Annotated in this window: 22 protein-coding genes; 11 read left to right on the forward strand and 11 right to left on the reverse strand. The window is 64.1% G+C overall.

The features are described from left to right. Positions 1-87 precede the first annotated feature (87 nt). The 3 genes from QSV46_RS25715 to cobS form a co-directional block, all read right to left on the reverse strand. Positions 88-1158, reverse strand: coding sequence for an esterase-like activity of phytase family protein (locus QSV46_RS25715; protein WP_314958092.1), 1071 nt, complete (start codon positions 1156-1158; stop codon positions 88-90). Continuing rightward, positions 1155-3062, reverse strand: coding sequence for a cobaltochelatase subunit CobT (gene cobT / locus QSV46_RS25720; protein ID WP_314958093.1), 1908 nt, complete (start codon positions 3060-3062; stop codon positions 1155-1157). Before cobT ends, QSV46_RS25715 begins: the two co-directional genes overlap by 4 nt. Positions 3063-3248: 186 nt before the next feature. Further along, positions 3249-4247 (reverse strand): cobaltochelatase subunit CobS, encoded by a 999-nt coding sequence (gene cobS, locus QSV46_RS25725; protein ID WP_314958095.1) that lies wholly within the window; start codon positions 4245-4247, stop codon positions 3249-3251. Positions 4248-4545: 298 nt separating this feature from the next. On the opposite strand from cobS, the gene QSV46_RS25730 reads away from it, so the two are divergent. Beyond that, positions 4546-5205 (forward strand): DedA family protein, encoded by a 660-nt coding sequence (locus QSV46_RS25730; RefSeq protein WP_314958096.1) that lies wholly within the window; start codon positions 4546-4548, stop codon positions 5203-5205. Positions 5206-5434: 229 nt separating this feature from the next. Here QSV46_RS25730 and QSV46_RS25735 read toward each other — a convergent pair whose 3' ends face one another. Beyond that, the gene (locus QSV46_RS25735) at positions 5435-6613 is read right to left on the reverse strand and encodes a sensor histidine kinase (RefSeq protein WP_314958097.1); all 1179 of its coding nucleotides are present in this window, start codon (positions 6611-6613) and stop codon (positions 5435-5437) included. Positions 6614-7406: 793 nt separating this feature from the next. On the opposite strand from QSV46_RS25735, the gene QSV46_RS25740 reads away from it, so the two are divergent. From QSV46_RS25740 to QSV46_RS25755, 4 genes are all read left to right on the forward strand, one after another. Then, entirely contained in the window at positions 7407-7601 is a 195-nt protein-coding gene (locus QSV46_RS25740; protein WP_314958099.1) for a hypothetical protein, read from the forward strand. Positions 7602-8064: 463 nt separating this feature from the next. After that, positions 8065-9063, forward strand: coding sequence for an NrtA/SsuA/CpmA family ABC transporter substrate-binding protein (locus QSV46_RS25745; RefSeq protein WP_314958101.1), 999 nt, complete (start codon positions 8065-8067; stop codon positions 9061-9063). After that, positions 9060-9839, forward strand: a complete 780-nt coding sequence (locus QSV46_RS25750) for an ABC transporter permease (protein ID WP_314958103.1) — start codon at positions 9060-9062, stop codon at positions 9837-9839. Before QSV46_RS25745 ends, QSV46_RS25750 begins: the two co-directional genes overlap by 4 nt. Beyond that, a complete protein-coding gene (locus tag QSV46_RS25755; RefSeq protein ID WP_314958104.1) occupies positions 9827-10705 on the forward strand; it encodes an ABC transporter ATP-binding protein in 879 nt (292 codons plus the stop codon). Before QSV46_RS25750 ends, QSV46_RS25755 begins: the two co-directional genes overlap by 13 nt. A gap of 446 nt (positions 10706-11151) precedes the next feature. Here the strand turns inward: QSV46_RS25755 and QSV46_RS25760 are convergent, their stop codons facing one another. Beyond that, a complete protein-coding gene (locus QSV46_RS25760) occupies positions 11152-12711 on the reverse strand; it encodes a hypothetical protein (RefSeq protein WP_314958106.1) in 1560 nt (519 codons plus the stop codon). Between the two features lie 308 nt (positions 12712-13019). Between QSV46_RS25760 and QSV46_RS25765 the strand changes: the two genes are divergently transcribed. Then, entirely contained in the window at positions 13020-13745 is a 726-nt protein-coding gene (locus QSV46_RS25765; protein WP_314958108.1) for a Crp/Fnr family transcriptional regulator, read from the forward strand. On the opposite strand, the gene atzF is transcribed toward QSV46_RS25765, so the two are convergent. Together atzF and QSV46_RS25775 are read right to left on the reverse strand one after the other, a co-directional pair. Beyond that, a complete protein-coding gene (gene atzF, locus QSV46_RS25770) occupies positions 13742-15124 on the reverse strand; it encodes an allophanate hydrolase (protein WP_314958109.1) in 1383 nt (460 codons plus the stop codon). The two genes, QSV46_RS25765 and atzF, sit on opposite strands and share 4 nt — an antisense overlap. A gap of 170 nt (positions 15125-15294) precedes the next feature. Then, on the reverse strand, positions 15295-16521 hold the full coding sequence (locus QSV46_RS25775; protein WP_314958110.1) for a citrate synthase family protein: 1227 nt from the start codon (positions 16519-16521) through the stop codon (positions 15295-15297). A 76-nt stretch (positions 16522-16597) separates the two neighbouring features. Here QSV46_RS25775 and QSV46_RS25780 point away from each other — a divergent pair, with 76 nt between their 5' ends. Together QSV46_RS25780 and QSV46_RS25785 are read left to right on the forward strand one after the other, a co-directional pair. Continuing rightward, positions 16598-17692, forward strand: a complete 1095-nt coding sequence (locus QSV46_RS25780; protein ID WP_314958112.1) for a citrate synthase/methylcitrate synthase — start codon at positions 16598-16600, stop codon at positions 17690-17692. 170 nt (positions 17693-17862) lie between these two features. Next, positions 17863-18909 (forward strand): sensor histidine kinase, encoded by a 1047-nt coding sequence (locus QSV46_RS25785; protein WP_314958114.1) that lies wholly within the window; start codon positions 17863-17865, stop codon positions 18907-18909. A 95-nt stretch (positions 18910-19004) separates the two neighbouring features. On the opposite strand, the gene QSV46_RS25790 is transcribed toward QSV46_RS25785, so the two are convergent. Continuing rightward, positions 19005-19637, reverse strand: coding sequence for a J domain-containing protein (locus QSV46_RS25790; RefSeq protein ID WP_314958115.1), 633 nt, complete (start codon positions 19635-19637; stop codon positions 19005-19007). 104 nt (positions 19638-19741) lie between these two features. On the opposite strand from QSV46_RS25790, the gene QSV46_RS25795 reads away from it, so the two are divergent. Beyond that, positions 19742-20011 (forward strand): BolA family protein, encoded by a 270-nt coding sequence (locus QSV46_RS25795; protein WP_314958208.1) that lies wholly within the window; start codon positions 19742-19744, stop codon positions 20009-20011. A gap of 27 nt (positions 20012-20038) precedes the next feature. Here QSV46_RS25795 and QSV46_RS25800 read toward each other — a convergent pair whose 3' ends face one another. From QSV46_RS25800 to QSV46_RS25810, 3 genes are all read right to left on the reverse strand, one after another. Continuing rightward, complete coding sequence (locus QSV46_RS25800) at positions 20039-21391, reverse strand: hemolysin family protein (protein ID WP_314958116.1); 1353 nt, start codon at positions 21389-21391, stop codon at positions 20039-20041. 67 nt (positions 21392-21458) lie between these two features. After that, positions 21459-22601 (reverse strand): 3-dehydroquinate synthase, encoded by a 1143-nt coding sequence (gene aroB / locus QSV46_RS25805; RefSeq protein WP_314958118.1) that lies wholly within the window; start codon positions 22599-22601, stop codon positions 21459-21461. Continuing rightward, complete coding sequence (locus QSV46_RS25810; RefSeq protein ID WP_314958120.1) at positions 22598-23209, reverse strand: shikimate kinase; 612 nt, start codon at positions 23207-23209, stop codon at positions 22598-22600. Before QSV46_RS25810 ends, aroB begins: the two co-directional genes overlap by 4 nt. A gap of 172 nt (positions 23210-23381) precedes the next feature. Here QSV46_RS25810 and QSV46_RS25815 point away from each other — a divergent pair, with 172 nt between their 5' ends. Both QSV46_RS25815 and xerD read left to right on the forward strand, forming a co-directional pair. Next, positions 23382-23528: a hypothetical protein gene (locus tag QSV46_RS25815; protein ID WP_035669499.1), complete on the forward strand. Its 147-nt coding sequence runs from the start codon at positions 23382-23384 to the stop codon at positions 23526-23528. A gap of 17 nt (positions 23529-23545) precedes the next feature. Beyond that, entirely contained in the window at positions 23546-24502 is a 957-nt protein-coding gene (gene xerD / locus QSV46_RS25820; protein ID WP_314958128.1) for a site-specific tyrosine recombinase XerD, read from the forward strand. Positions 24503-24703: the final 201 nt, after the last annotated feature.

Below are 24703 nucleotides of genomic sequence, written 5' to 3' on the forward strand. Positions count from 1 at the left end.
TGAGGTGGCAATGAGGGAAGTGTAGTGGAGGAGCTGCGGATTGCCAGCCGCACCGGGGGCATGGCGGTGCTGCGGAAACTGCCGGAACTACTCCACCAGCGTGAATTGCAGCAGCAGCGTGCGCTGGAGCAGCGAGAAATTGTCGTCGGACACCAGTGTCAGCACGGTCTCGCCCTCTGCTGTGACATGGGCGTCGAGGCCTTCCATGTTGTCGACCTCGTGGCCGAGATCGGCGTTGAACAGCGCGGGGCCGTCGACCAGCGCGTTCGGGGCGATCGACTTCAGGGGGATCGCGCGGATGCGGATGTTGATGCCGGTGAACCAGGAGAATTTGCGCTCGAGGATCAGAAGCTCGCCCGAAGGCAGCAGCGCGGCATCGCTGATGTCGAATTTGTCGAGGCGGCGGACGCTGAACTGCCCGGGCGAAGGGCCGCCGATCAGGAAGCCGGCCAGATTGCCGTCGGCATCCAGCCCGCGCTCGGAGAAGGCGATCAGCGTGCCCGCAAGCGGCTGGCCCTTCGGGACCGCGACCATCGCTTCCAGTCCCTTGTTATAGGGCAATTTGCGCAACGCGGGCGGCGTCGGCACCACCTCGCCGCGGACACGCGTGCCGCCTTTCGAGAAATCGAAGCGCATGATCTGGTTGACGCGCTCGAGCCCGACATAGACGAGATTGCCGTCGCGCGCGAGCGCCTCGGTATCGTACCAGAGCCGCTTCTCCGTGATCGGCCGCCCTTCGGCGTTGAGAATCGGCGCGGCCTCGACGTCGTCGAGCCCGGCCATGGTGCGGCCGGAATAGCGGATGCGGCCGGTGAACCAGCCGCCCTGGTCGGAGATCGCGAGGAAGCGCTCGCCCTTGGCGTCCAGCCGGATGCCGGACAGGCCGCCAAAGCCGCGATAGGGCGAGGTCAGCACCAGGCCGCTGCGATATTCCAGCGAGCCGAAGCGCGTCCGCGCGCGGTCGCGCGGCTCGAAATTCGGAATCGGGCGCGCGTTCACCTCGATGCTGACGGGCTCGGTGACGGCGTGCTCGTTCTGGGCGCTGCGCGGCGGCGGCTCGGTCGCAGGCTGCGCCTGCGCAAATCGGGATATCGCGAGACTGGAAAATCCCGCCGCCGCGTGGCCGATAAAGCTGCGGCGGGATCGATGCGTGCTCACGAATGCAGTTTGCGCCGCGGACGGCCCGGAGCTTGCGTGGGCGCGGTGTTGGTCTCGCTGAACAGCTCGGCGAGCTTCTCGGTGATGGCGCCGCCGAGCTCTTCGGCGTCCACGATCGTCACCGCGCGGCGATAATAGCGCGTCACGTCATGGCCGATGCCGATCGCGATCAGCTCGACCGGCGAGCGGGTCTCGATCTCCTCGATGATGTGGCGCAGGTGCCGCTCGAGATAGTTGCCGGGATTGACCGACAGCGTGGAATCGTCGACCGGCGCACCGTCGGAGATCATCATCAGGATCTTGCGCTGCTCGGGCCGGCCCAAGAGACGCTTGTGCGCCCAGTCCAGCGCCTCCCCGTCGATGTTCTCTTTCAGCAGCCCCTCGCGCATCATCAGGCCGAGGTTCTTTCGCGCGCGACGCCACGGGGCATCCGCCGATTTGTAAATGATGTGGCGGAGATCGTTGAGGCGGCCGGGACTGGCCGGCTTGCCGGCGGCAAGCCAGGCCTCGCGCGATTGCCCGCCCTTCCAGGCGCGCGTGGTGAAGCCCAGAATCTCGACCTTGACGCCACAACGCTCCAGCGTGCGGGCGAGGATGTCGGCGCAGGTCGCCGCGACCGTGATCGGGCGTCCGCGCATCGAGCCGGAATTGTCGAGCAGCAGCGTCACCACGGTGTCGCGGAACGTCGCCTCCTTCTCGTGCATGAAGGACAGCGGATGATAGGGATCGGTGACGACGCGCGACAGCCGCGCGGGGTCCAGAATGCCCTCTTCGAGATCGAACTCCCAGGCGCGATTCTGCTGCGCCATCAGGCGGCGCTGCAGGCGGTTGGCGAGGCGGGCGACGATGCCCTGCAGATGCGCGAGCTGCTTGTCGAGATAGGCGCGCAGCCGCTCCAGCTCGTCATGGTCGCAGAGGTCTTCGGCCGCGATGACCTCGTCGAATTTCGGCGCGAAGGCGTGATATTCCGGTCCGCGCGGCTCGTTCTTGCCGTGCGCGTTCGGACGCGTCGCCTCGCCCGGCGTCTCGTCGTCGCCGAGCTCGCCGTCGTCGAAGCTGTCCGAGGTCGAGGCCTGCGCGCTTTCCATCGCGCTCTCGCTCATCTCCTCGCTGGAGGCCTGCGCCTGGTCGGCGCTCATCTCCTGGGCGGCGTCGGAATCGGGCGAGCCCTCGGCGCCGGACTGGTCGTTGTCGCCGTCCTGGTTCTCGTCGTTGTCGTCATTGTCTTCGCTGTCGGCGCCGCGCTCGTCGCCGAGCTCGAGCGCCGTCAGGAGATCATGCACGGCGTCGCCGAACCGGGTCTGGTCCTCGACGAGATTATCAAGCCGGTCGAGCCGCTTGCCGATCTTGTCTTCGAGAATGGGACGCCAGAGATCGACCATCTTCTTCGCGGCCGTCGGCGGCGCCATGCCGGTGAGACGCTCGCGCACCAGCATCGCCAGCGCGTCGGCCAGCGGCGCATCGGCGCGATCGGTGATCTCGTCGAACTTGCCGCGGTGGAAATGGTCGTCGAGCATCGCGGTGAGGTTTTTGGCCACGCCCGCCATGCGGCGCGCGCCGATCGCCTCGACGCGAGCCTGCTCCACCGCCTCGAACACACCGCGCGCCTGCGGATTGCCGGGCATCAGCTTGCGATGCAGCTTGGCATCGTGACAGGCGAGCTTGAGCGCGATGGAATCGGCATGGCCGCGCACGATCGCGGCATCCCGCTTGGTCATTTTCCGCGCGGGTTCGGGCAAACGGGCTTTGCCTGGCGCAAGACCCGGGCGCTCGGCCGCGAAGCTGACGTCGAGCTCGGGCGTCTTGGCGATCGCCTTCAGGCACGACGCCACCGAGCGCTTGAACGGCTCGGTCGGGGCTTCCTTGGTGTTGCGGAATTTGGAGTTGGACGTTGATGTGCTCATCTCGATCTCACCGTCGTCCCCGCGAAGGCAGGGACCCATAACCACTGCATGCAGTTATTGAGCGCACTGACGGCCCCATCTTCGCAACAACCACGTCCCGTGGTTATGGGTCCCGGATCTGCGCTCATTCCGGACGGCGCTTCGCGCCGCCAGGAGTTCGCTTGTCCGGGACGACATCACTGGTTTCTAGCTCAGCGCCACGTTGACCGCCGATTCCGGCAGCTCCGCGTTGAAGCAGCGCTGATAGAACTCGGCGACCAGCGGACGCTCGAGCTCGTCGCACTTGTTGAGGAAGGTGACGCGGAAGGCGAAGCCGATATCGCCGAAGATGTCGGCATTTTCTGCCCAGGTGATCACCGTGCGCGGGCTCATCACCGTCGACAGATCGCCATTGGCGAAGGCGTTGCGGGTGAGATCGGCAAGGCGCACCATCTTGTTGACGATGTCGCGGCCCTCCGTGGTGCGATAGTGCTTGGCCTTGGCCAGCACGATCTCCACTTCCTCGTCATGGCTGAGATAGTTCAGCGTGGTGACGATCGACCAGCGGTCCATCTGGCCCTGGTTGATCTGCTGGGTGCCGTGATAGAGGCCCGACGTGTCGCCGAGGCCAACGGTGTTCGCCGTGGAGAACAGGCGGAACGCCGGATGCGGCTTGATCACCTTGTTCTGGTCGAGCAGCGTGAGGCGGCCGGAGACTTCCAGCACGCGCTGGATCACGAACATCACGTCGGGGCGGCCGGCGTCGTATTCGTCGAACACCAGGGCGACGTTGTTCTGGAGCGCCCAGGGCAGGATGCCGTCGCGGAATTCGGTGACCTGCTTGCCCTCGCGGACCACGATCGAGTCCTTGCCGACGAGGTCGATGCGGCTGATATGGCTGTCGAGGTTGACGCGCACGCAGGGCCAGTTCAGGCGGGCGGCGACCTGCTCGATATGGGTGGATTTACCGGTGCCGTGATAGCCGGTCACCATCACGCGGCGATTGCGGGCGAAGCCGGCGAGAATGGCGAGCGTGGTGGCGCGGTCGAAGCGGTAGTCGGAATCGACTTCGGGCACGTGAGGATCGACTTCGGAATAGGCCGGCACTTCGAGATCGCTGTCGATCCCGAACACCTGGCGGACCGACACCTTCATGTCGGGCAAACCGGAAACTTCCTCAACTTTGGACAGGGCGGCGGTCGTCATCAATCCTCCGAGGTCCCGGGCGATCCCGAAACCAGTTTATTTGCACGGTGGCTGCGGCTGGGTGCGTTTGCGAACTTATCAGAGACAACGTGCGGGCAGAAGCCCGCCCCGCAATCAAAGTTCCGCTGTCTTTTCATTTAGATAGGTGAGGAACGCAGTTTTGGGAGGGCTGCGTTGCGAATCACGCCTGAATTTCGGGCGGGATGGGGGGCCTGCCCAAGCGAATGGCACTTTTCCCGGCTTGCCCTACTTATGTAGGGTCCGAGCTGCGATCCCCGCCGCCAGCACGAAAGACGACGTGACCTCCTTTCTCGATCCCCTCATCTCGTTCGTTTCGGCCCATGCGTGGCTGGCCTATCTGACCCTGTTCCTGGCCGCACTTCTCGAAGCCGTGCCGGTGGTGGGATCAGTGATCCCCGGATCGACCATCATCCTGGCGCTGAGCGCCCTGGTTCCGGGCGGCGAGCTCAAGCTGCAATGGGTGCTGCTGGCGGCGGCGATCGGCGCCGTGCTGGGCGACGGCTCGGCCTACTGGATCGGGCACCGGCAGCAGCGCGATATCCTCAATACCTGGCCGCTGACCAATTATCCGCGCGTCGTCGAACAGAGCGAAACCTTCTTCAACCGCTTCGGCACCTGGGCCGTCTTCTTCGCCCGCTTCGTACCGCCGATCCGCGCTTTCGTGCCGGTGACCGCCGGCGCGTTGGGAATGGCGCCCGCGAAGTTCTATGCGGTGAACATCCCGGCCATCCTGCTCTGGGCGCCCGCGCATGTGCTGCCGGGCGTGCTGGCGGTGTCGGCCCTGCATGAATATGCCGGGCTTCCGCATCACGGGCATATCGGCAAGCACGTCTGGATTCTCGGTGTGGTCGGCGTCGCGATCATCGCGGGGCTTGCGATCTGGTACCATCGCCACAGGCGCAGCGGCGGCATCGCGGCGGCCAAGCCGCCGGCTTAGGGCTATATCGCCTGGACGACCTCATAACAGTTGATCTTGGTCGCGCTTGATCGCGGCCAAATGCTGACCTGACCGTTTCGAGATCGGCAGGGTGGATATTCTTGGACAGTATTTCGAAGGGTGCGACGCCAGCGGCGCGCAGGTGCTTTTCGTGCCATACCGGCATGGTCACGTCTTTAGGAGACATCACGCTCTGTTTCCTGTTCGACCTCGCACGAGCTTGCTGGCGCTAGCGCAAAAGGACAGCTTCGGGCGGCACTGCGACTGGGCCAAGCGGCACATCCAGGGAATAGACGAATCCACCCGGTTCGTAGGCGAGTTGCACCCGACCGCTCAGTTGCTGGCCGAGAGACTCCATCATGCGGGTGCCGAAGCTTCGCCGCGTTGGAGGCTCGACCGCTGGGCCCCCTCTTTCCGTCCACACAAGGCGGAGACGTTGCTTCAGCTCATCTATCGTCCATGCAATTTCGACGCGGCCTATAGCGACCGCGAGGGCCCCAAACTTGGTGGTATTGGTGCACAGCTCGTTGAAAGTCATCGCGAGCGCGATGACCGCTGCGGAAGTGATCCTGATGTCCGGTCCGTTGAAATGAAAGCGTCTGTCCCCCTGCCCGTCATAGGGCTCCGTCGCACTGCTCAGCGTGTGAGTAAGGCTGGCATCCGCCCAGCTGACCTGCATCAGCAGATCGTGGGCTCGTCCCAATGCGGCCAGCCGCCCTTCCATCGCCCTCTGTCCGTGCTCGATACTGGGAGCCGCGCGGAAGCTCTGGGACGCGATAGCGCTGACCATCGCCAGCGTATTCTTGACGCGATGATGAAGCTCTCCGAGGATCAGCTTCTGCAATTTGTCGGCGGCCTCACGCCGCTCGGCATCGATCCCCGCCTGGACAAGGAGAGCCTGCGCGTCAATCCCGGCCTGTTCGAGCAGCAAACGAAGGCTGTCGTTCTCCGCAGAAAGGACGGCATCCTGGGCTACCCGGGGAGCGGGATCAGATGGCCACTGGGTCGGATCCGGAACGATCCTGAGTGCACCTACGCCCACCATGTCCTGCAACTCGGTGATCATCTGCGAGACGCCGAGCGGCTTGCCGAAGAAGCGGCTGTTCTCCGGCCTTTCCGCGTCGGATGGCTTCACTTGGCCTGATACCAGTATGATCTTGATCGAAGGCCAGCGTTCGTGCACCGCATGGGCGAGCTTGAGACCATCGATGGTCCCAGGCATCTGAATGTCCGTGAAAAGCAGCGAGATGTCCGAGCGAGACTCGAGTATCGATATTGCTTCGTCGGCGTTGACAGCCTCGACGGGATGAAAGCCGGCATCCTCCACGATGTCGACCGCGCGCATGCGCAGGACCATCTCATCCTCCACGACAAGCACATTCGGCACCGGACCTGGATCTGCTGACATGAATAGCCTCACTCTTTAGAAAAGAAGGGAGCGGATGGATTTGTCGGAAATTGTCAGCGGACGCTGAAAAGCAATTGCTCGGCCACTGGGTGGCGGCAGAGCGGCGCGCCGATGGTTATTGCTGCGCGTTTCTGGCGAGCACGCGCAGCTTCCGACAGCGCGTCGTCGATGAAACGGCTCAGGGAAGCGCCATTATCGGCGAGCGGTCACAAGACGAGCTTCCAGAACTTTGCCTCCGGAGCCCGCGCCTTGCAAGCAAGCGACGGTGAAATCTGGCCAGACCTGCGTCGAGCAATTCGAGGCTGCAGCTGGGATTTTAAGCCGGTCACTCTTGGCCATCGCCGCGAGTTCGCCCGACCGCACTTCGGGAGTGAAACCCGGCAGAGCGACAACCAATGCTCCGAGGAGCGTGACCATCGCGAGGGCGACGAGCGATCTGACCATTTTGGGCTGCTGACTTTTGGAGTGGGTCCCTCCACTCTCGGGGACCACCGCAGACAACAACTATAAAGACTAATAGTTCCATTTAGACAACTTATATTTGCCCTGCCGGTTTCGTGTCCTGTCAACCAAGCTATCGATGGCGGCCGAATGATTCCGCGTCCTGCCGTCCGAGAGAGGGCGATTTGTCGCGGCTGAGCGCGCGATCGGTGACATTTCGCAAAGCGAGCGAATTAGATGGACTTCAGGACGCAACAGGCGCCTAGTTCCGGAATCACCGCGCTGCCTTTCGGCTCATATCGGTGACTGAGAGTTCGGTAATGCTCCCGCCCAACGTTTGGAAGGAGCGGCCATGACCTGGCTTATCGACAAATCCCCAACACTGTACGAACGCCTTGCCGTTGAGCACAAGCGCATCGAAGCGGCGATGGTTCTTCTCGCACCCGGATCAAAACGCAACGAGCTTTTGCAGAAGCTTCGTCAGCTCGATATCGCCGCGCAAACCAACGAATGGCTTTCATCTCCCGGCTTGCGCGCACCACTATGAGCAGGAAGCTATCTCTTGGCGGCCCTTTCCCAGATGCGTCCTCTTCTTCACGACATTTGCTTCGGATTGCTTGAGCAGACGCTTGGCGTTTCGCAATGTGGCTAGAGAAAGACGGGGTCCGAAAGATCCCGACGGATGAACCTTTCCCACGCGCCTTCTGACCAATGCATATCCGGGATTTTGCTAATTCCTCTCGGGCTGGACTGACGCCGTCTGCAATCGTTTCAAGCAGGCGGCGTTTTGTTGAAAGCCCCACCGCTGGGCGCAGACCGCGCAGCACGAGCGGCGGGCGGATGGGGCTCTCTGTTGCCCAAATTGCGGTCCGCAGCGCATCTACGATGCGCAAATATGTGTCAGCGCTCCAGGTTGTCGATTAATTGCTTCACGGCGCGTTGCCTTCGGATGACCCTCATCCAATCACCGGCCGGCCGTTGCGGCCGCCGACGTTCCTGGGGGTGGTTGCATGCGCTCGAAAACAGCTCTTCGCGTGGTCTTGTTGGCGATCTCGGCGTATGCGGGCTTGAATTCCGGAGCCGGAGCGAAAGCCGAAGATCTGCTGAAGGCACGGCTTGCACAGAATCTCGGGCCGATTTCGGGCCTCGCGATCGTCGCCAAGGCGAAAGACCTCTTCGCCAAGCAGGGGCTCGATATCTCCGTCTCGAATTTCACCAGCGGAAAGCAGTGCCTCGATACGGTGGTGGGAGGAGGCGCGGACATCGCAACGACCGCCGAAGCGCCGGTCACCGCGGCCGCGATGGCCCAGCAGCCGATCGCCTTCGTGGCCGGCATGGAGTACTCGGATCTGAAGACGATGACGGCCGCGTCCGCCGCGATCAAGACCAAGGCCGATCTGCGCGGCAAGCGCATCGGCTTCACGGCCGGGACGGGCAGCGAGGTCTACACAACGGTTCTGTTGAAAGCCGCCGGACTCACCGCCAAGGACGTTACGCTCGTCAATCTTCGCCCACAGGAGATGCTTCCCGCCCTGGCGGCGGGGAGCATTGATGCCTTCGACACCTGGGAGCCGCATGTGGCGAATGCAAAAAAAGCCCTCGGCGAGGCGGCCGTCCTGCTCGACACCAAGGGGCTCTACTCGGAGACCTTCAACATCGTCGTGATGCGATCCTATCTGGAGGCCAACCCCGCGGTCGTCGGCAAATTCCTGGCTGCCCTCATCGAAGCTGAAGGCTGGGTCAAGGCTCATCCGGATGAAGCGATCGACATCATTGCCACGGCGACCGGCATGAAACGCGACGAGCTGGCGCTGATCTGGTCGGACTACGTCTATCATGTGCGGATCGACGACAAGCTGCTCGAGACGCTCAAGACGCATGCAGCCTGGCGGCTCGATACCGGCAATCATCCGCCCGGGGCCGGGATGCCCGACTTCTCGAAGATCGTCGCGACTGCGCCATTGAAGACACTTGATGCCGCACGTGTGACGCTGTCGGCCAATCCATGAGCGTCGGCGCACGCAGCCGTGCCAACGCGGCCGGGCGCCTGAACGTGCTTGTCGGCGTGCTCTCCGTGCCGACCTTCGTCGGCGTATGGGAATTGATCGCACGATTGCGGATCGTCAACGCGGTGCTGTTTCCGCCGCCTTCGACGGTCGCTGTCGCCGTCCTCGACTGGATCAATAACGGCCAGTTTTTCGGCGACCTTTCCGCGAGCCTCTTCCGCGTCACCGCAGGATTTTTGATCGGCGCCGCGGGCGGGATCGTGCTCGGCGTCCTGACGGGCGAGTTCAGGCTGGTCTCGAGCCTGCTCTCCCCGTTGTTCCATATTCTTCGGCCGATCCCCCCGATCGCCTTTGTGCCGATCGTGATCCTGTGGTTTGGGCTGTCGGAGGCCGGCAAACTGTTTCTGGTCGTCTGGGGCGTGTTCTTCACCGTGTGGCTCGCGACCCATATCGGCGTGCAGAAGGTCGACCGCGGCCTCATTCGCGCCGCGCAGATGCTCGGCACGCCGCGCCGGCAGATGCTATCGGAAATCGTCCTGCTGGGCGCGCTTCCCTACATCGTCGTCGGCCTGCGCACCGCCGTCAGCATCTCGTTTTACACACTGGTCGCCGCCGAGCTGGCGGGCGCGTTTGCCGGCATCGTCTACCGGATCGAGATTGCGCAACAGAACATGCAGACCGGACAGGTCATGGGAGGGCTGGCGGCGCTCGGGCTGCTCTCATTCGTGGCCGATCGTTCCTTCGCGGCAATTGCCGAACGCGCCGTATGGTGGCGATGATGCACAACCCGCTTCGTCCGGCCCTGCCGCTCCGGCTGGTGGATGCTCCGCCCGCAGCTTCATCGACAGCAGCTCAGGCGACCATCCGCGTCGAGGATCTGAGCATCGTCTTCGACGTACCGCGCGGCCAGGTGATTGCGGTGGACCGGGTCTCTCTGGCCGTCATGCCGGGCGAATTCGTCTCGCTCGTTGGCCCCTCGGGCTGCGGAAAATCTACACTCCTGAATGCGATGGCAGGCCTCGAACGACCGTTCGAAGGCCTCGTGACGGTGGCCGGCGAGCCAATGCTGGGGCCCAGACCGGATATCGGGATGGTGTTCCAGCAGCCGCATCTGTTCCCGTGGAAATCGGTGCGCCGTAATATCGCGCACGGACCGCGCGCACTCGGCAAATCGAAAGCAGAAGCGCTGCGGATCGCGAACGACCTGATCGAAATGATCGGGCTGACAAGATTCGCGAACGCCTATCCGCATACGCTGTCAGGCGGCATGCAGCAGCGGGTGGCGATCGCTCGCGCCCTCGCCAACCAGCCGCGTGTCCTGCTGATGGACGAGCCGTTCGGTGCCCTGGACGCGCAGACCCGGGCGGTGATGCAGGATAATCTTCTCGAGCTTCGCGACCGGATCAACGCCACCATCGTTTTCGTCACGCACGATATCGACGAAGCCATTCTGCTGTCGGATCGGGTGCTGATCATGAGCGCCGGGCCGGGCCGTATCCTGCGCGACCTTCCCGTAGGCCTGCCGCGCCCGCGCTCCAGCGCCATCCTGACCGACCCGGCCTATCTCGCCCTGAAGCGGGACTGCCTCGATCTGATCCGGACCGAAGGCCGCAAGGCGTTCGAGCAAATGGAAACGGTGACATAGCGCGTGTCCTCATGAATCCGATCAGACGCGAAGTGGAACAGGTCCGTTTGCAGTTCGAGACCGGAGATGGACCGGTTCGCCCCGGCTGGTCGGTTAAGGGCCAGGCGCGGAAGCCGTAACGCCGATAGTTCAGGGCCTTTGAAGGAACTGCCCATCGATATGGACAGCGCGGCAACGTCAACGGCAGGGCGGTCAATGGCAAGTATCGTCGTTCGCCAAATGCGATGCTTGCCAAAGACAGGGCGCTGCCTGCGGCCAACACATCTGTTCCGCCGTGAGGAACGATTGCATCAGCCCCGCTAATGTAGTGGCCCATCTCCCGCTCAGAGGCTGCACCTTGAGCTTGGAAAAACGCGGCAAGATAGAACACGGCAGCAAAAACCACGGTAGTACCCGGGACTGTTACGGCGGCCTGCTAGATGAAGCCGTGTGGGCGAAGTGCGCTCTCAAGCAAACAAAAAGTCACTCGCCGTCATCAAGCCGGTGAAGTTTGCAAGCGTGACCTGATCAGCTCCCGCCATGATGATGGTGCTAGTTCCGCTTTGCGTGATGACAAGGTCACTAAACGACTGCACGCCGGAAACATCAATGAAAGCTATCTTATCATCCTGAGATTGGCTGAAATCGCGGATCAGATTATTAGCTCCAACGGTCGTCAGACCATTGTCCTTGAAGACAAACGTGTCGGAACCTCCATGAGCATTGCCGCTCAGTTCACCATCTCCCCACATCTCATTGCTGACCGTGCAACCTTGCCCAGCCGTTCCTGCGTATAGGACATCGCTGCCGCCTTTGGCATGACCCGAAAGTTGCTCCGCGTCGCCCCATAAGAAGTTATCGACCCGGCCGATAACAACGGCATGACCACCGATAATAAGATCATCGCCTCCTTGGGTCGCCCCGCCCATGCCCTGCGCGTCCCCATAGAGCTCATTTACAACATCAGTCAGCGATCTGTCGCCGCCGCTTAGACTGTCATTACCTCCAATAGCAGCGTCAAGCATCGTAATAGCATCTCCGACGGCGAAGTTCTTGCTCCCCTGCAACGTCGCAAGGTCATCGCCGCCTCGCGCATGGCCCGACATTGTGGCGCCGGCGTCTCCGTAAAAAGATACTGTGGAGCCGCCGTCGTTGATGAAAGTATCGTTGCCGCCCTTGGTAAAGCCCGAGATGCCGCCGCCAGCATCGCCGTAGAAAGTCTTCGACGTGACCGCCCCACCCGAACCGGCAAAATTGTCGTCGCCTCCTTCAGCATGGCCGGAGATGTTGCCTCCGGCATCACCGTAAAACACCTGCGTTGCGAACGAGGCCCCGTTGAAGGTGTCGTTGCCACCTTTGCTGTTGCCCGACATGTCGCCGCCGGCATCTCCGTAGAATGAGTTGCCCGAGTCCGTTCTCGCTGTGAATGTATCATCGCCGCCCTGGGCGTCACCGGACATGTTGCTCCCGGTGTCACCAAAGAAGATGTTTCCAGCTTGTCTGGAGCCCTGGAAGCTGTCGTTACCGCCCTTGCTGTGCTCAGACATGTCGCCACCCGCGTCGCCGTAAAACGTGTGGGTGCCGCCCTGTACCGTCTGGGTTATGAAAGTGTCGTCGCCGCCCTGAGCATGACCCGACATGGCGCCGCCAGCATCGCCGAAGAACGTATTGATCTGCTGTCTGCCGAAGCCACTCGTGAAGGTATCGTTGCCGCCCTTACCATGGTCCGACATGTCAGCGCCTGCGTCGCCGTAGGCCGTGACACCAGACGTAGTGAGTCCGTTGAATGTGTCATCGCCGCCCTGACCAAAATCGAAGATACTGCCGACCACGTCGCCATAGAATGTGTAGTTGGAAAGTCCGATTTCATCAAAAGTGTCGTTTCCTCCCTTCGAGAAATCGAACATGCTACCGCCAGCATCACCGAACAAGGTCGATGCGCCAGGATTACCTATCAGGTTGTCGTCAGTGCCGAATTGACGATCGACTAGGTCCCCCGGAGTAAGCGGAACAAGCTGCCTGCGCATCGGAAATCCTCCTTGACTACATCCAATACAATCTTAGGCTGTTTCGTCAGGCTGCGAGCCAGCTATAAGTGGGTACTTCTTCGAGCCATCCCGTCCTCGACCGAACTCGTCGAGCCTCGCTTCTCCTAACCGGGATGAGGGGATATGGGCGGCTAGGACCGCTTTGGGTCCAGAAGGCGAAATGCCTGACTTGTCTGCATAAGTCGGCTTCACCGCGAGAAGCCGCATTCATGACTGCACGCGGCTAGCCGCAGCGCGAGCTGGCATGGCTCTTGAATGGCATTGCCCTCCTACGAGGGAGCGGGCAGATGCCAGCGGCAATTCTCAGGACTACGGCCGGCATCATGCTGGCGGAGTCGGATACTCTGGTCAGCTCATTGCCAGGCTTGCTCGATCCCCTGGGTGAGGCTGACCGCCGCCGCGTCCTCGCCATAGGCCGCAGGGAGGTGCTGGAAACCGGCAAGCATATCTGGCGCCAGGGCGACACGCAGAGCGGCATCTATCTGATCGAGTCGGGCCGGATCCGCAGCTATTATGCAGCTCCCTCCGGACGCGAGGTGACGCTCGCCTACTGGTTTGCCGGTAATTTCGTCGGCGGGCCGGACCTGTTCGGAGCCGGCGCGCATATGTGGTCCTCGGTTGCAATCGAGCGCAGCCGGCTTCTGTTTTTACCCGGCGCGGCCTTGCGCGAGCTTGCGCTTCAGTCGGCACCCATCGCGGTTGCGCTTCTGGATGCACTGGCCTTCAAGGCCAGGTGCTACTCGGCGATGGCGCAGATGCTCGGCACGCGATCGGTGACCGAGCGGTTGCAGCGCCTGCTGATCTTTCTGTCGAAGATCTATGGCTCGCAGCAGGGCCGCCAGATCGTGATCGGCATTCCGTTCACCCACAGCGATCTCGCCAACCTGATCGGGGCGACACGACAATGGGTGACGGTACAGCTCTCGCGCATGCAGGCGAGAGGCGTCATCCGCTACGACAGGGGCCTGATCGTCATTCTGAATTTGCGCGCCCTCGATCTCGAACTCGTCTAGCCGGCGGCGGGCGAATAGACTTTGAGACCGAACAGAGCGCCGCCTTCGTCCGGCTGCCATCGCGACGCGAAATCCAGCAGGGCATGGTCGTGCCATGCGGGTGCCAGCAGGGTGATGCCCATGGGCATGCCGGTGGCGAGCGTTGCATTGGGAAGCGCCACCGCGCACAGGTCCAGAAGATTGGCGAAGTAGGAGTAGTGACCGAGGCGGTTATTGAGCTCGATGGGGTGCTCCAGCATGTCCGCAATGGTGTAGGGACGCGGCGCGGTGGGCACCACGAGGACATCCATCTGCCTGAAGAGCAGCTGGACCTGCCGCCGCAGCTTCAGGAGACGGTGTTGCGCCGCGAATGCATCGGCCCCGGTGAACTGCGCCGCGGAATGCAGGACCTTACGGGTCACCTCCAGCAGATCACCATGATCGATGTCGAGGAGCCTGCTGACCGACGCATAGCGTTCGGCGATCCAAGGCCCCGAAAACAGCATTGCGCCGGCCTCGGTGAACGGCGTGAAGTCAATCTCGATGGCCTGGCCTCCGAGCCCGACAAGCCTCTCGCAGGCCTGTTCGTAGAGCGCATCGCATTCGGGCATGCCGAATGAATTCAGCTGACGAGCGGCAATGCGTCCGAAGCGGAATTGGCGGGGAAAGACCGACGACAGGCCGGGCGCTTGACGGCTGTATGGATCCTCGTCGTCGAAGCCCTCGACGAGCCCCAGCAGCAATTTGCCCTCGGCGGCGGAATTGCAGAAGATCGACGGACAATCGAGCGTCGGGCAGTTCGGGACCAGCCCGCGGGACGAGACAAACCCGACCGTCGGCTTGATTCCGACGATGCCGTTGAAACCTGCCGGTATCCGGCCGGAGCCGCCGGTGTCCGTTCCGAGCGAGAAAGCAACATGGCCGGAGGCCACGGCGACAGCCGAGCCCGAGCTCGATCCGCCCGCGACATAGCGATCGTCGGCCGCGCTCGGGCAGGCGCCGTGAGGTGACCTCGCGCCGGAGAGTCCGGTGGCGAACTGATCCAGGTTTGTCTTGCCGAGACAGATGGCGCCGGCTGCGGTCAGCCGCTCGACGCACCGGGCTGACCGCTCGGCGATATGAGCGAATGACGGACAGGCCGCCGTGGTCGGCATGCCCGCCACGTCGATGTTGTCCTTCACGCCGAAAGGCACACCGAGGAGCGGCAGGAATTCGCCTTGCGCCTCGCGCCGCGCGAGAGCCTCCGTCTCCGCCAGCGCCTCCTCGATCGGCCTCACATGGACCCAGCAGTTGCGGTGTCGGTCCCTTTCGATGCGCTGGTATGCCGTTGCAATGGCTGAATTGAGTTCGGCGCGCGAGCGAAGGGCTCGGCTTCGGCTGGGCAGGACGGCTTGCGACACGAATTGCTCCCGGGGAGATCGAAGATGCCGGAAGCGTGCCCGGGGGTGGACGATACGGAAAGCAATTAAGCGCTTCTCCCGACGCCGCGGCCTGCGCCGGTCGAGCGGCGGGAGCAAGGCCCGCACGGTTCGAGACGCGCTTGCGCGGGCCTCACCATGAGGGTCTGAATTCAGCTTCTGGGCTCAGCCCCCGCTCTCCGCCCCGGCGCGGGTCCCACGTAACGCGCCCGCGGGCGGATCAGCTTGCCGAACTGCAATTGCTCGCTGGCATGGGCAATCCAGCCGACGCTGCGGGCCATCGCGAACAGCGCAAGCTCGCTGCCGGCCGGCAGCCGCAGCGCGTGCACGAGGACCGCGAGGGCGTAGTCGATGTTGACGAATTCGCCGGTCGCCTCCGCGATCCGCTCCGGCAGCTCACGGGTGAACTTTCGCGGCGCGCCTGCACGCGAGAGCGCGTTGAGCAGCGACTGCGCACGGGGATCGCCGCGCTTGTAGACGCCGTGACCGAAGCCGGCAAAGCGTTCGCCGAGCGCGACGCGTTCGCGCACCATCGGCCCGACGTCGCGGTCGATCAGCGCTTTCACGAGCTGCGAGGCGAGCACGCTGGCGCCGCCATGTTTGGGCCCTTTCAGCGCGGCGAGCCCGGCGATGACGGAATCATAGAGGTTGAGGCCGGTGGACGCAGCGCATCGCGCGGTGAAGGTCGACGCGTTCAGCTCGTGATCGGCGAGCAGCACCAGCACGCGGCGGATCAGGTCGGGCGCATGCTTGTTGTCGGGCGCCCAGGCCTTCGCGATCTGCTGGTGCAGCGGTGAGGGCGACGGCTCCGAGTTGAGCATCGTCGCGACCAGGAGCCGGACGATGCGCGCACCGACCATCGCACGTCCGTCATGCGCACGGGTGAAGGCGCGCGGGTCGGCGCTCGATGCGAGCGCCAGCACGGCGATGGCCCGGTCGATCGGCGCGGCGCGGCGCGCGGCCTCACCGATCGCGCGCATCTCGTCGGATATCTGGGGCTGATTGTCCTGATCGAACGGATCGACATCGGAGACGTCCCAGAGCAACGTCGCGGTGTGCTCCAGCGTGTCGCTCTCGGCGAGATCGACGCAATTCACGCCACGGTAGATCGCGCCGTCCTCGGTGATGGTCGAGATCTCCGTGTCCATCACCGGCAGGTCGGCATCGAAGCTGCGCAGGCCGCGCGGCTCCGGCGACGGCACCCGGCGCTCCTTCAGGGCGCGGACGTCCTCGGCGCGATAGCGGTTCTTGCGCGAATCCGGCGTCGGCTCGGAGCGGATCAGGCCGCGGCTGACATAGGCGTAGAGCGTCGCCGGCGAGATCGCGAGCTCGGCGGCGGCCTCCCGGGCAGAGAGGTAGAGCCCCTCGGAATTTTTCATATTGATTTATGTAATCAAGATTGATCAATCTGTCGAGAGGCCCGACCTTTCCGCCCCTGAACAGGAGATTTGGGCCATGAACATCCACCTCACCAAAAGCCAGATCGGGCTGGACGGCGTTCCCGCGGCCGAGACCGTGCTGAGCCATGTCGACGGCGAGCGCGGCGAGCTGATCATCGCCGGCGAACATGTCGGGACCCTCGCCGCCAAATCGAGCTTCGAGGGCGTCACCGCCCGGCTCTGGAACGGCGCCAACAAGACCAGCTTGAGCGAAGCCGATGTGCGGGCGAGCCTCGGTGCGGCGCGCGAGCGCGCCTTTGCGCGGTTGCCGGAGCTGCTGCCGGCGACACACGGCATGGGCATCGTCGCCGGGTTCCGCGCGGCGGTCGCGGGACTTCGCGGCGAGCCCGACCTTGCGCATGAGGCGACCATCGTCGGCGCGTTTCCGGTGATCGCGGGTGCGCTGGTCCGGCGCGCTAAAGGGCTCGACCCCGTCGCGCCCGACCCGAGCGTGAGCCACGCTGCCGATACGCTGCGCATGCTGCACGGACGCACGCCTGCAACGCGCGAAGCCACCGCGCTGGACGCCTATCTCGTCACCGCCAGCGACCATGGCATGAACGCCTCGACCTTCACCGCGCGCGTGGTCGCCTCGACGCAAGCCGATCTGTTTGCCGCGGTCACCGCGGGCTACTGCGCGCTCACGGGTCCGCTGCACGGCGGCGCGCCCGAGCCGGTGCTGGAAATGCTCGATGCGATCGGCTCGCGCGAGCGCATCCAGCCCTGGGTGGACGCAGCGCTGGCGCGCGGCGAGCGGATGATGGGTTTCGGCCACCGCGTCTATCGCGTGCGCGATCCGCGCGCCGACGTGCTCAAGACGGCGATCGAGGCGCTGGCGTCCAACGGCGCCGATTTGCCGTTCGCCGGCGAGGTCGAGGCCTACATCCGCAGCGCGCTGCGCAAGAAGAATCCGGACCGGCCGCTGGAGACCAATGTCGAGTTCTTCACGGCGATCCTGCTCGATGCGCTCGCGATCCCACGGCAGGCGTTCACGCCGGTCTTCGCGGTGGCACGTTCGGCCGGCTGGACCGCGCATGCGCGCGAGCAGCAACGGACCGGGCGGCTGATCCGGCCGAGCTCGTCCTATGTGGGGGCAATGCCGACGGAATGATGCGCAGTCCGATTGAGCGGCCAAACACCATATCCTCTGGCCTCCTGCGCAATTGCGCATGAGGCTGGGACGACGCTGTGACGGGGCGGTCGGCACGATCCGAGACGAGCACGTTGGAACCGTTGCGCGGCTCGGGACTTACCTATCCGCCCCCGCGGATCAGGAACACAATGCTGGACTTGTTTGGACAATCGGACGAGGCCAGGATTGGCGAGATCGCGACCCGGTATGCTGCCAGCCGCAGCGGAGCCGACGGGGATTCTGAACGACGGTTCCGAGACTTGCTCCAGGCGTTGCCCGCCGCGATCTACACGACCGACGCAGAGGGCCGCATCACTTTCTTCAATCGCGCCTGCATCGATTTTGCCGGGCGCACGCCAAAGATCGGCGAGATGTGGTGCGTGACCTGGAAGCTCTATTTGCCCGACGGCACGCCGCTCCCCCACGACGAATGCCCCATGGCCATCGCACTCAAGCAGAACCGGCCGGTGCGCGACGTCGAGGCCGTTGCCGAACGGCCGGACGGCTCCCGGATCTGCTTCATGCCGTATCCGACGCCGCTGCGCGACGAGCGCGGCCGACTGGTCGGTGCGGTGAACATGCTGGTCGACATCACCGCGCGCAAGCAGGCCGAGCAGCGGATGATGCTGCTGACGTCCGAGGTTGATCATCGGGCCAACAATTTGCTCGCAGTGGCTCAGGCCATGCTGCGGCTGACGAAGGCGGATACCGCGGAAGAGTTCCAGGCCGCGTTTGCGGGCCGGCTCAGCGCGCTTGCCAACGTGCAGCGGCTGTTCTCGGCTTCGCGCTGGACCGGCGCCAATCTGAAGACCATCGTGGAAGAGGAGCTCCGGCCCTACGCAGGCCGGGACGGCGAGCGGATCAGAATTGCCGGCGACGACGTCCATCTGCCGCCTACCCTGGCCCAGTCGATCGCAGTCGCGCTGCATGAGCTGGCGACCAACGCCGCCAAATACGGCGCGCTGTCGACACCTTCGGGCGGGTTGGATATCCGCTGGGAAACCAATGGTGCAGAGCCTCTGGTGCTGCACTGGTCGGAGAGCGGCGGTCCTGGGGTCAACGAGCCGCCAACGCGCAAGGGCTTTGGAATCGGCGCCGTCGACGGCATCATCCAGACCTTGCGCGGACGGGTCACCCGGCAGTGGCGGCCGGAAGGACTAAAGTGCGAACTGTCCTTCCCGGAGATTGCTGCCTGAAGCATGATCCCGGAAGGTGCCCAGCGGCTTTCCGCAAAGATCATGCTCAAACGATAACCTAAGTGCGATGACGATCCTCTTGATCTCGTCGCGCTTCAGGCTTCCCGCACCACCGTCTTCAGATAATTATACGCCTTGATGATCTCGATCAGGCGGTCTTCGGTGGAGCGGTCGCCGCCATTGGCGTCGGGGTGGTGCTGCTTCACCAGCGCCTTGTACTTGCTCTTGACGTCGGCGAGCGTGGCACTGGGGCCGAGGCCCATGACCTGCAGCGCCTTGCGCTCGGCATTCATCACCTTGCGCGTTTCGGCCTTGGGCTCGGCCTCCGGACCCTTTCGCCAGTTGGCGCGGCCGTTGATCTCACTGAACATGCTGAATGGATCGGACGCCATGTCGATCTCGGCTTCCGCGCCCTTCTTGCCGCCATTGGCGCCCATCTTCCAGGTCGGACGGTGGCCGGTCAGCGCATCCTTCTGGTAGCGCGCGACGGCGTCGGCATTCATGCCGGAGAAGAAATTGTAGTTCTGGTTGTACTCGCGCACGTGGTTCAGACAGAAGTGCCAGTACTCGCGCTGGTTCTCGCGGCCCTTCGGCGCGCGGTGGGCGCCCTTGTTCTGGCATCCGGCCCATTCGCAGCCGACCGCGGTGTCGCGCGGCTTCACTTCCGGCTGCTTGCCCCGCGGCTTCACGCGGATGGAGTCGAAGAACTTTGATGAATCGATCGGCATGGCTGACTTTGACTACGCAATGCAAAAACCTTCAAGTCTTGACATTGCAATTAGCTGACTACCCGGCAATTGACGGAGAGCGGCCGCACGCTTTAATGGCACACATGGCTATGAGAGACACTATCAGCAACAAGTTGCAGGAAGCTTTCACGCCGGAAAGCCTGCAGGTCGTCGACGAGTCACATTTGCATGAGGGCCATTCCGGCCATCGGCCAAGCGGCGAGACGCACTTTCGCGTCTATATCGTGTCTGCCGCCTTCAAAGGGAAGAGCCGGGTCGATCGCCACCGCATGATAAATTCGGCGCTGGCCGCGGAACTCTCCGGCAGCGTGCACGCGCTGGCGATCCACGCGCAGGCGCCGGGGGAAGCATGACTTCGCTGACCGAGGGGACGGTAAGCGTCAAAACGACGTCCCGGCCCGCCGCGGCTTCGCCTCGTCCATTTCCGCCTCGCGCGGCACCGGTGAAATACGGAGCGCGGTGATGCGGTTGCGTTCGCGGCGGAGCACGCGGAAGCGGAAGCCGTGGAAGGTGAAACTCTGGCCCCGGTCGGGGATCGAGCGCGCCTCGTGAATGACGAGGCCGGCGACCGTCGTTGCCTCTTCGTCGGGCAGATGCCAGTCCATGGCGCGATTGAGGTCGCGGATCGGCACCGAACCGTCGACCACGACCGAGCCGTCCGGCTGGGTGCGAACGCCGGCAACGACGACGTCGTGCTCGTCGGAGATGTCGCCGACGATCTCCTCCAACACGTCTTCCAGCGTCACCAGGCCTTCAACTTCGCCGTACTCGTCGACGACGAGCGCGAAATGGGTTTTCCGACGCCGGAATGCCTTCAACTGCTCGGAGACCGGGCGCATCTCCGGCACGAACCAGGGCGGCAGCGCGATGGTGGAGACGTCGATGCGCGAGGTATCGCCCTCGGACGCGCGGATCGCACGCAACAGATCCTTGGCATGCAGAATGCCGATGATGTTCTCCGGCTTGTCGCGCCAGAGCGGAATGCGCGTATATTCAGTCGCCAGCACCTCGCGCACCAGTTCCTCGGGCGGCAGGTCGGCGTTGATCATCACCATCGAGGTGCGGTGAACCATCACGTCCGAGACGGTCAGGTCGCCGAGGCGGAACACGTTGTGAATGTACTCGGCCTCGCCACTCTCGATCTTGCCGTGTACGGCCGATTCCTCGACGAGACCCTCGATCTCGGAATCCGTCAGGATCTCATGCTGTGAAAACTCCTGGACACCGATCAGACGCAGGATCGCGCTCGAGGCTGTGTTGAGGCACCAGCTCATCGGATAGAACACCAGGTAGGAAACATAGAGGGGGTACGCGATCCACTGCGATACCGGCGTCGGCTCCCTGATCGCCAGCGTCTTCGGCACCTGCTCGCCGATGATGATATGCAGCGAGGAGAACACCAGGAAACCGGCCACGAACGAGGTGAAGTGCAGCGTGGCCTCGGATAATCCGAGCGGACGGAGAATCGGGCTCAGCAGCGCAGAGACGGTCGGCTCGCCGATCCAGCCCAAGCCAAGGGAAGCCATGGTGATGCCGAGTTGGCAGCATGCGAGGTAAGCTTCGATGTTCCCCATCATCCGCTGCAGCAGGCGCGCACCGAAGCGGTTCTGCTCGACCATCGCCTTGACGCGAAAGCCGCGGCTCTTCACCAGCGCAAATTCGGCAGCGACGTAAAATGCATTGGCCGCGAGCAGGAGAGTCGCGAGCAGCAGATTGATCGTGATCGAATTCATGTTTGCCTCGCGACCGTCTCAACCCGGCACGCCGCTCCGCGGCCGGCGCGTCCAGACGATCCTGCCATCACTGCCGCAATCGCGACGTCAGGAAATCACGCACCAGCGACGGCTCGACGTCCTTCGCGATGACCGCGCGCCCCACCGCCTCCAGCAGGATGAAGGTGAGCTTGCCGCGCTTGACCTTCTTGTCCTGCGCCATCAAGGCCATCAGCGCGTCGGCGTCCGCCAGCCCCTCCTGCGCAAAGCCCGCGATGTCCTGCAAGCGGGTCGGCAAGCCGGCTTCGACGAGGTGCCGCTCGATACGCGCCGCATCGGTCTCGCCGATCATGCCGAGCCTGGCCGAGAACTGCGCCGCCAGCGTCATGCCGATGGAAACGCCCTCGCCGTGGAACAGGCGGTCGGAGAAGCCAGTCGCGGCTTCCAGCGCGTGACCGAAGGTGTGGCCGAGATTGAGCAGCGCACGCTCGCCGGTCTCGCGCTCGTCACGCGAGACCACGCCGGCCTTGGCGCGGCAGGAGGTCGCGATCGCATGCTCGCGGGCCGAGCCGCCCTTGAAGATGTCGGAATGGTTATTCTCGAGCCAGGTGAAGAAAGCCTCGTCGCCGAGCACACCGTATTTGGCGACCTCGGCATAGCCGGCGCGGAATTGCCGCGGCGACAGCGTGTCGAGCACGGCGGTGTCGGCAATGACGAGCACCGGCTGGTGGAAGGCACCGAGCAGATTCTTGCCCTGCGGCGAGTTGATGCCGGTCTTGCCGCCGACGGAGGAATCGACCTGCGCCAGCAGCGAGGTCGGCACCTGCACGAAATCGACGCCGCGGCGCAGGATCGCCGCGGCAAAGCCGGCGAGATCGCCGACCACGCCGCCGCCGAGCGCGATGACGAGATCGTTGCGCTCGATCCTGGCGGCGATCAGCGCTTCGCTGACCTTCTCCAGGCCGGCATAGGTTTTCGAGATCTCGCCTTCCTCGACCACGACGCGCGCGGTCGGAATGCCGCTGGCTGCGAGTGATGCTTCAGCCGGCTCGAGCCAGTGCTTGGCCACCGTACGATCCGTCACGATCGCGGTGCGCACGCCGGGGCGCAAGCGCGCGACGCGTTCGCCGAGCGAGGCCAGCACGCCGCGGCCGATGACGATGTCATAGGCGCGGTCGCCGAGCGCGACGTCGACCTTGACGGGATCGGAATGTTTCAAAGGCGCGGTCATCGTACGGCACTCGCAATGTCGGCAGGTGGTTCGCCGCAGAGATGGGCGCGCAGCGCCTCGATACATTCCTCGACGATCCTGTCGTGCGGCACGTCGCGCGAAGCGATGGTGAGGGCGGCATGGCTGTAGACCGGTTCGCGCTCGGTGAGCAGGCGCGTCACGGTTCCCTCGGGATCGGGGGTCTGCAGCAGCGGCCGATCGGCGCGCCGGCGCACGCGGCGCATGATGACGTCGTGGTCCGCCTTGAGCCAGATCGAGATCGCCTTCGCCGCGATGCGCGTGCGCGTCTCTTCGCGCATGAAGGCGCCGCCGCCCGTCGCCAGCACCACCGGACCGCCGTCGAGCAGGCGCGCGATCACCCGGGCCTCGCCGTCGCGGAAATGCGGCTCGCCGTGGCGCTCGAAGATCTCGGGTATGGTCATGCCGGCCGCCGCCTCGATCTCGGTATCGGCATCGACGAAGGGCAGCTTGAGCCGGGCCGCGATGCGGCGGCCGATGGTGGATTTGCCCACCCCCATCATGCCGACGAGCACGATCGAGCGCGCCCCGAGCGCCGACAGGATGTCGGCCTCAGGGGAAGCCTGGATCGGCAAGGCGGCGTCAGACATGGATCTCGCTCTGGGTCTCGCTCAATCTGCCGCCAAAGGCGGCATGCTTTGGCCACCTATACGACCCCGAAGGGGGCCTCGCCAGAGGACTCTTGCCACGAAACGGCGAACATGTTGGATGATTTCATTGGTTAATTTGCCTGTTCGCGACCCTCTTCCGAGACCTTGCCCGATGCCCAGCCTGTTCCGCTTCCTGACGGTCGTCGCCGTGATCGCCGGCATCGTCTATGGCGTGGTCTTCGCGCTGGCGAACTTCGTCAATCCGAAGCCGCGGGAAATGACGGTGACGATTCCGCCTGACAAGTTTCTCAAGAAATAGCAGCTAGGCTCCAGGGCATGCGCACCAAGCCCTCAGACATGAAGCTCACCGGCCTGTTCCTCGACATGCTCGCGGCGGAACAGGGCGCCGGACCCAACACGCTCGATGCCTACCGCCGCGACCTCACCGATTTCTCGGAGTTTCTGGGCCGCGTCGGCCATACATTTGCGGACGCCGACACGCAGACGCTGCGCGACTACCTCGCCGATCTCGACACCCGCGGCTTCAAATCCACCAGCGTCGCGCGGCGGCTGTCGGCGATGCGGCATCTCTACCGCTTTCTCCTGAACGAGCGGATCCGGACCGACGATCCCGCCGCGATCCTGTCCGGCCCCAAGCGCGGCCGCGGCCTGCCGAAAGTGCTGTCGACCGCGGATGTCGACCGCATGCTTCGCCGCGCCAAGGAATTGAGCGAGTCGGAGGATGCTCCGCCCTCGAAACGGCTGCGCGCCTTGCGGCTCTATTGCCTGCTCGAGGTGCTCTACGCCACGGGCCTGCGCGTCTCCGAGCTGGTGGCGCTGCCGCGCACGGCGGCCAAGCGCGACGCCCGCATGATCGTGGTGCGCGGCAAGGGCAACAAGGAGCGCCTGGTGCCGCTCAACGAGGCCTCGCGGCAGGCGATGGCGGATTATCTCGCGGCGACGGACGCTGCCAAGGGCGAGAAGAAGAGCAACGTCGCCGCCTCGAAATGGCTGTTCCCCTCGTTCGGCGAGAGCGGGCACCTGACGCGGCAGCATTTCGCCCGCGACCTCAAGGAGCTCGCGGTCGCATCGGGGCTGCAGGCCCGGCTGGTCTCCCCGCACGTGCTGCGCCACGCCTTCGCCAGCCACCTGCTGCACAACGGCGCGGATTTGCGCATCGTCCAGACCCTGCTCGGCCACACCGACATCTCGACGACACAGATCTACACCCATGTGGTCGAGGAGCGGCTGAAGAGCCTGGTGCGTGACCTGCATCCGCTGGCGGAGAAGTAGGTCTCGTGCCCGGACGCAGCTCAGCGTGAAACGATGCGCTGCTGAGCCGGGGCCCATGCCACTTGCCGGGTCCCGGCTCTGCGCAGCAGCGCTATAAGAGCGCTGCAGCGCGTCCGGGACACGAGAGCTCAGCCCGGACGAGGATGAAACCGCCTTGACTTCGGCCACATCTCCGCAGAAAGAGCCGTGGCCTCACGCATG

Source organism: Bradyrhizobium cosmicum (assembly GCF_032290525.1).
GTDB lineage: Bacteria > Pseudomonadota > Alphaproteobacteria > Rhizobiales > Xanthobacteraceae > Bradyrhizobium > Bradyrhizobium cosmicum_A.

Excerpts from the sequence above, each read along its gene's own strand:
- cobT (WP_314958093.1), bottom strand. The coding sequence starts at position 3,062 with ATGAGCACATCAACGTCCAACTCCAAATTCCGCAACACCAAGGAAGCC.
- cobS (WP_314958095.1), bottom strand. The coding sequence starts at position 4,247 with ATGACGACCGCCGCCCTGTCCAAAGTTGAGGAAGTTTCCGGTTTGCCC.
- QSV46_RS25735 (WP_314958097.1), bottom strand. The coding sequence starts at position 6,613 with ATGTCAGCAGATCCAGGTCCGGTGCCGAATGTGCTTGTCGTGGAGGAT.
- QSV46_RS25740 (WP_314958099.1), top strand. The coding sequence starts at position 7,407 with ATGACCTGGCTTATCGACAAATCCCCAACACTGTACGAACGCCTTGCC.
- QSV46_RS25745 (WP_314958101.1), top strand. The coding sequence starts at position 8,065 with ATGCGCTCGAAAACAGCTCTTCGCGTGGTCTTGTTGGCGATCTCGGCG.
- QSV46_RS25750 (WP_314958103.1), top strand. The coding sequence starts at position 9,060 with ATGAGCGTCGGCGCACGCAGCCGTGCCAACGCGGCCGGGCGCCTGAAC.
- QSV46_RS25755 (WP_314958104.1), top strand. The coding sequence starts at position 9,827 with ATGGTGGCGATGATGCACAACCCGCTTCGTCCGGCCCTGCCGCTCCGG.
- QSV46_RS25760 (WP_314958106.1), bottom strand. The coding sequence starts at position 12,711 with ATGCGCAGGCAGCTTGTTCCGCTTACTCCGGGGGACCTAGTCGATCGT.
- QSV46_RS25765 (WP_314958108.1), top strand. The coding sequence starts at position 13,020 with ATGCCAGCGGCAATTCTCAGGACTACGGCCGGCATCATGCTGGCGGAG.
- QSV46_RS25775 (WP_314958110.1), bottom strand. The coding sequence starts at position 16,521 with ATGAAAAATTCCGAGGGGCTCTACCTCTCTGCCCGGGAGGCCGCCGCC.
- QSV46_RS25780 (WP_314958112.1), top strand. The coding sequence starts at position 16,598 with ATGAACATCCACCTCACCAAAAGCCAGATCGGGCTGGACGGCGTTCCC.
- QSV46_RS25785 (WP_314958114.1), top strand. The coding sequence starts at position 17,863 with ATGCTGGACTTGTTTGGACAATCGGACGAGGCCAGGATTGGCGAGATC.
- QSV46_RS25790 (WP_314958115.1), bottom strand. The coding sequence starts at position 19,637 with ATGCCGATCGATTCATCAAAGTTCTTCGACTCCATCCGCGTGAAGCCG.
- QSV46_RS25795 (WP_314958208.1), top strand. The coding sequence starts at position 19,742 with ATGGCTATGAGAGACACTATCAGCAACAAGTTGCAGGAAGCTTTCACG.
- QSV46_RS25800 (WP_314958116.1), bottom strand. The coding sequence starts at position 21,391 with ATGAATTCGATCACGATCAATCTGCTGCTCGCGACTCTCCTGCTCGCG.
- aroB (WP_314958118.1), bottom strand. The coding sequence starts at position 22,601 with ATGACCGCGCCTTTGAAACATTCCGATCCCGTCAAGGTCGACGTCGCG.
- QSV46_RS25810 (WP_314958120.1), bottom strand. The coding sequence starts at position 23,209 with ATGTCTGACGCCGCCTTGCCGATCCAGGCTTCCCCTGAGGCCGACATC.
- QSV46_RS25815 (WP_035669499.1), top strand. The coding sequence starts at position 23,382 with ATGCCCAGCCTGTTCCGCTTCCTGACGGTCGTCGCCGTGATCGCCGGC.
- xerD (WP_314958128.1), top strand. The coding sequence starts at position 23,546 with ATGCGCACCAAGCCCTCAGACATGAAGCTCACCGGCCTGTTCCTCGAC.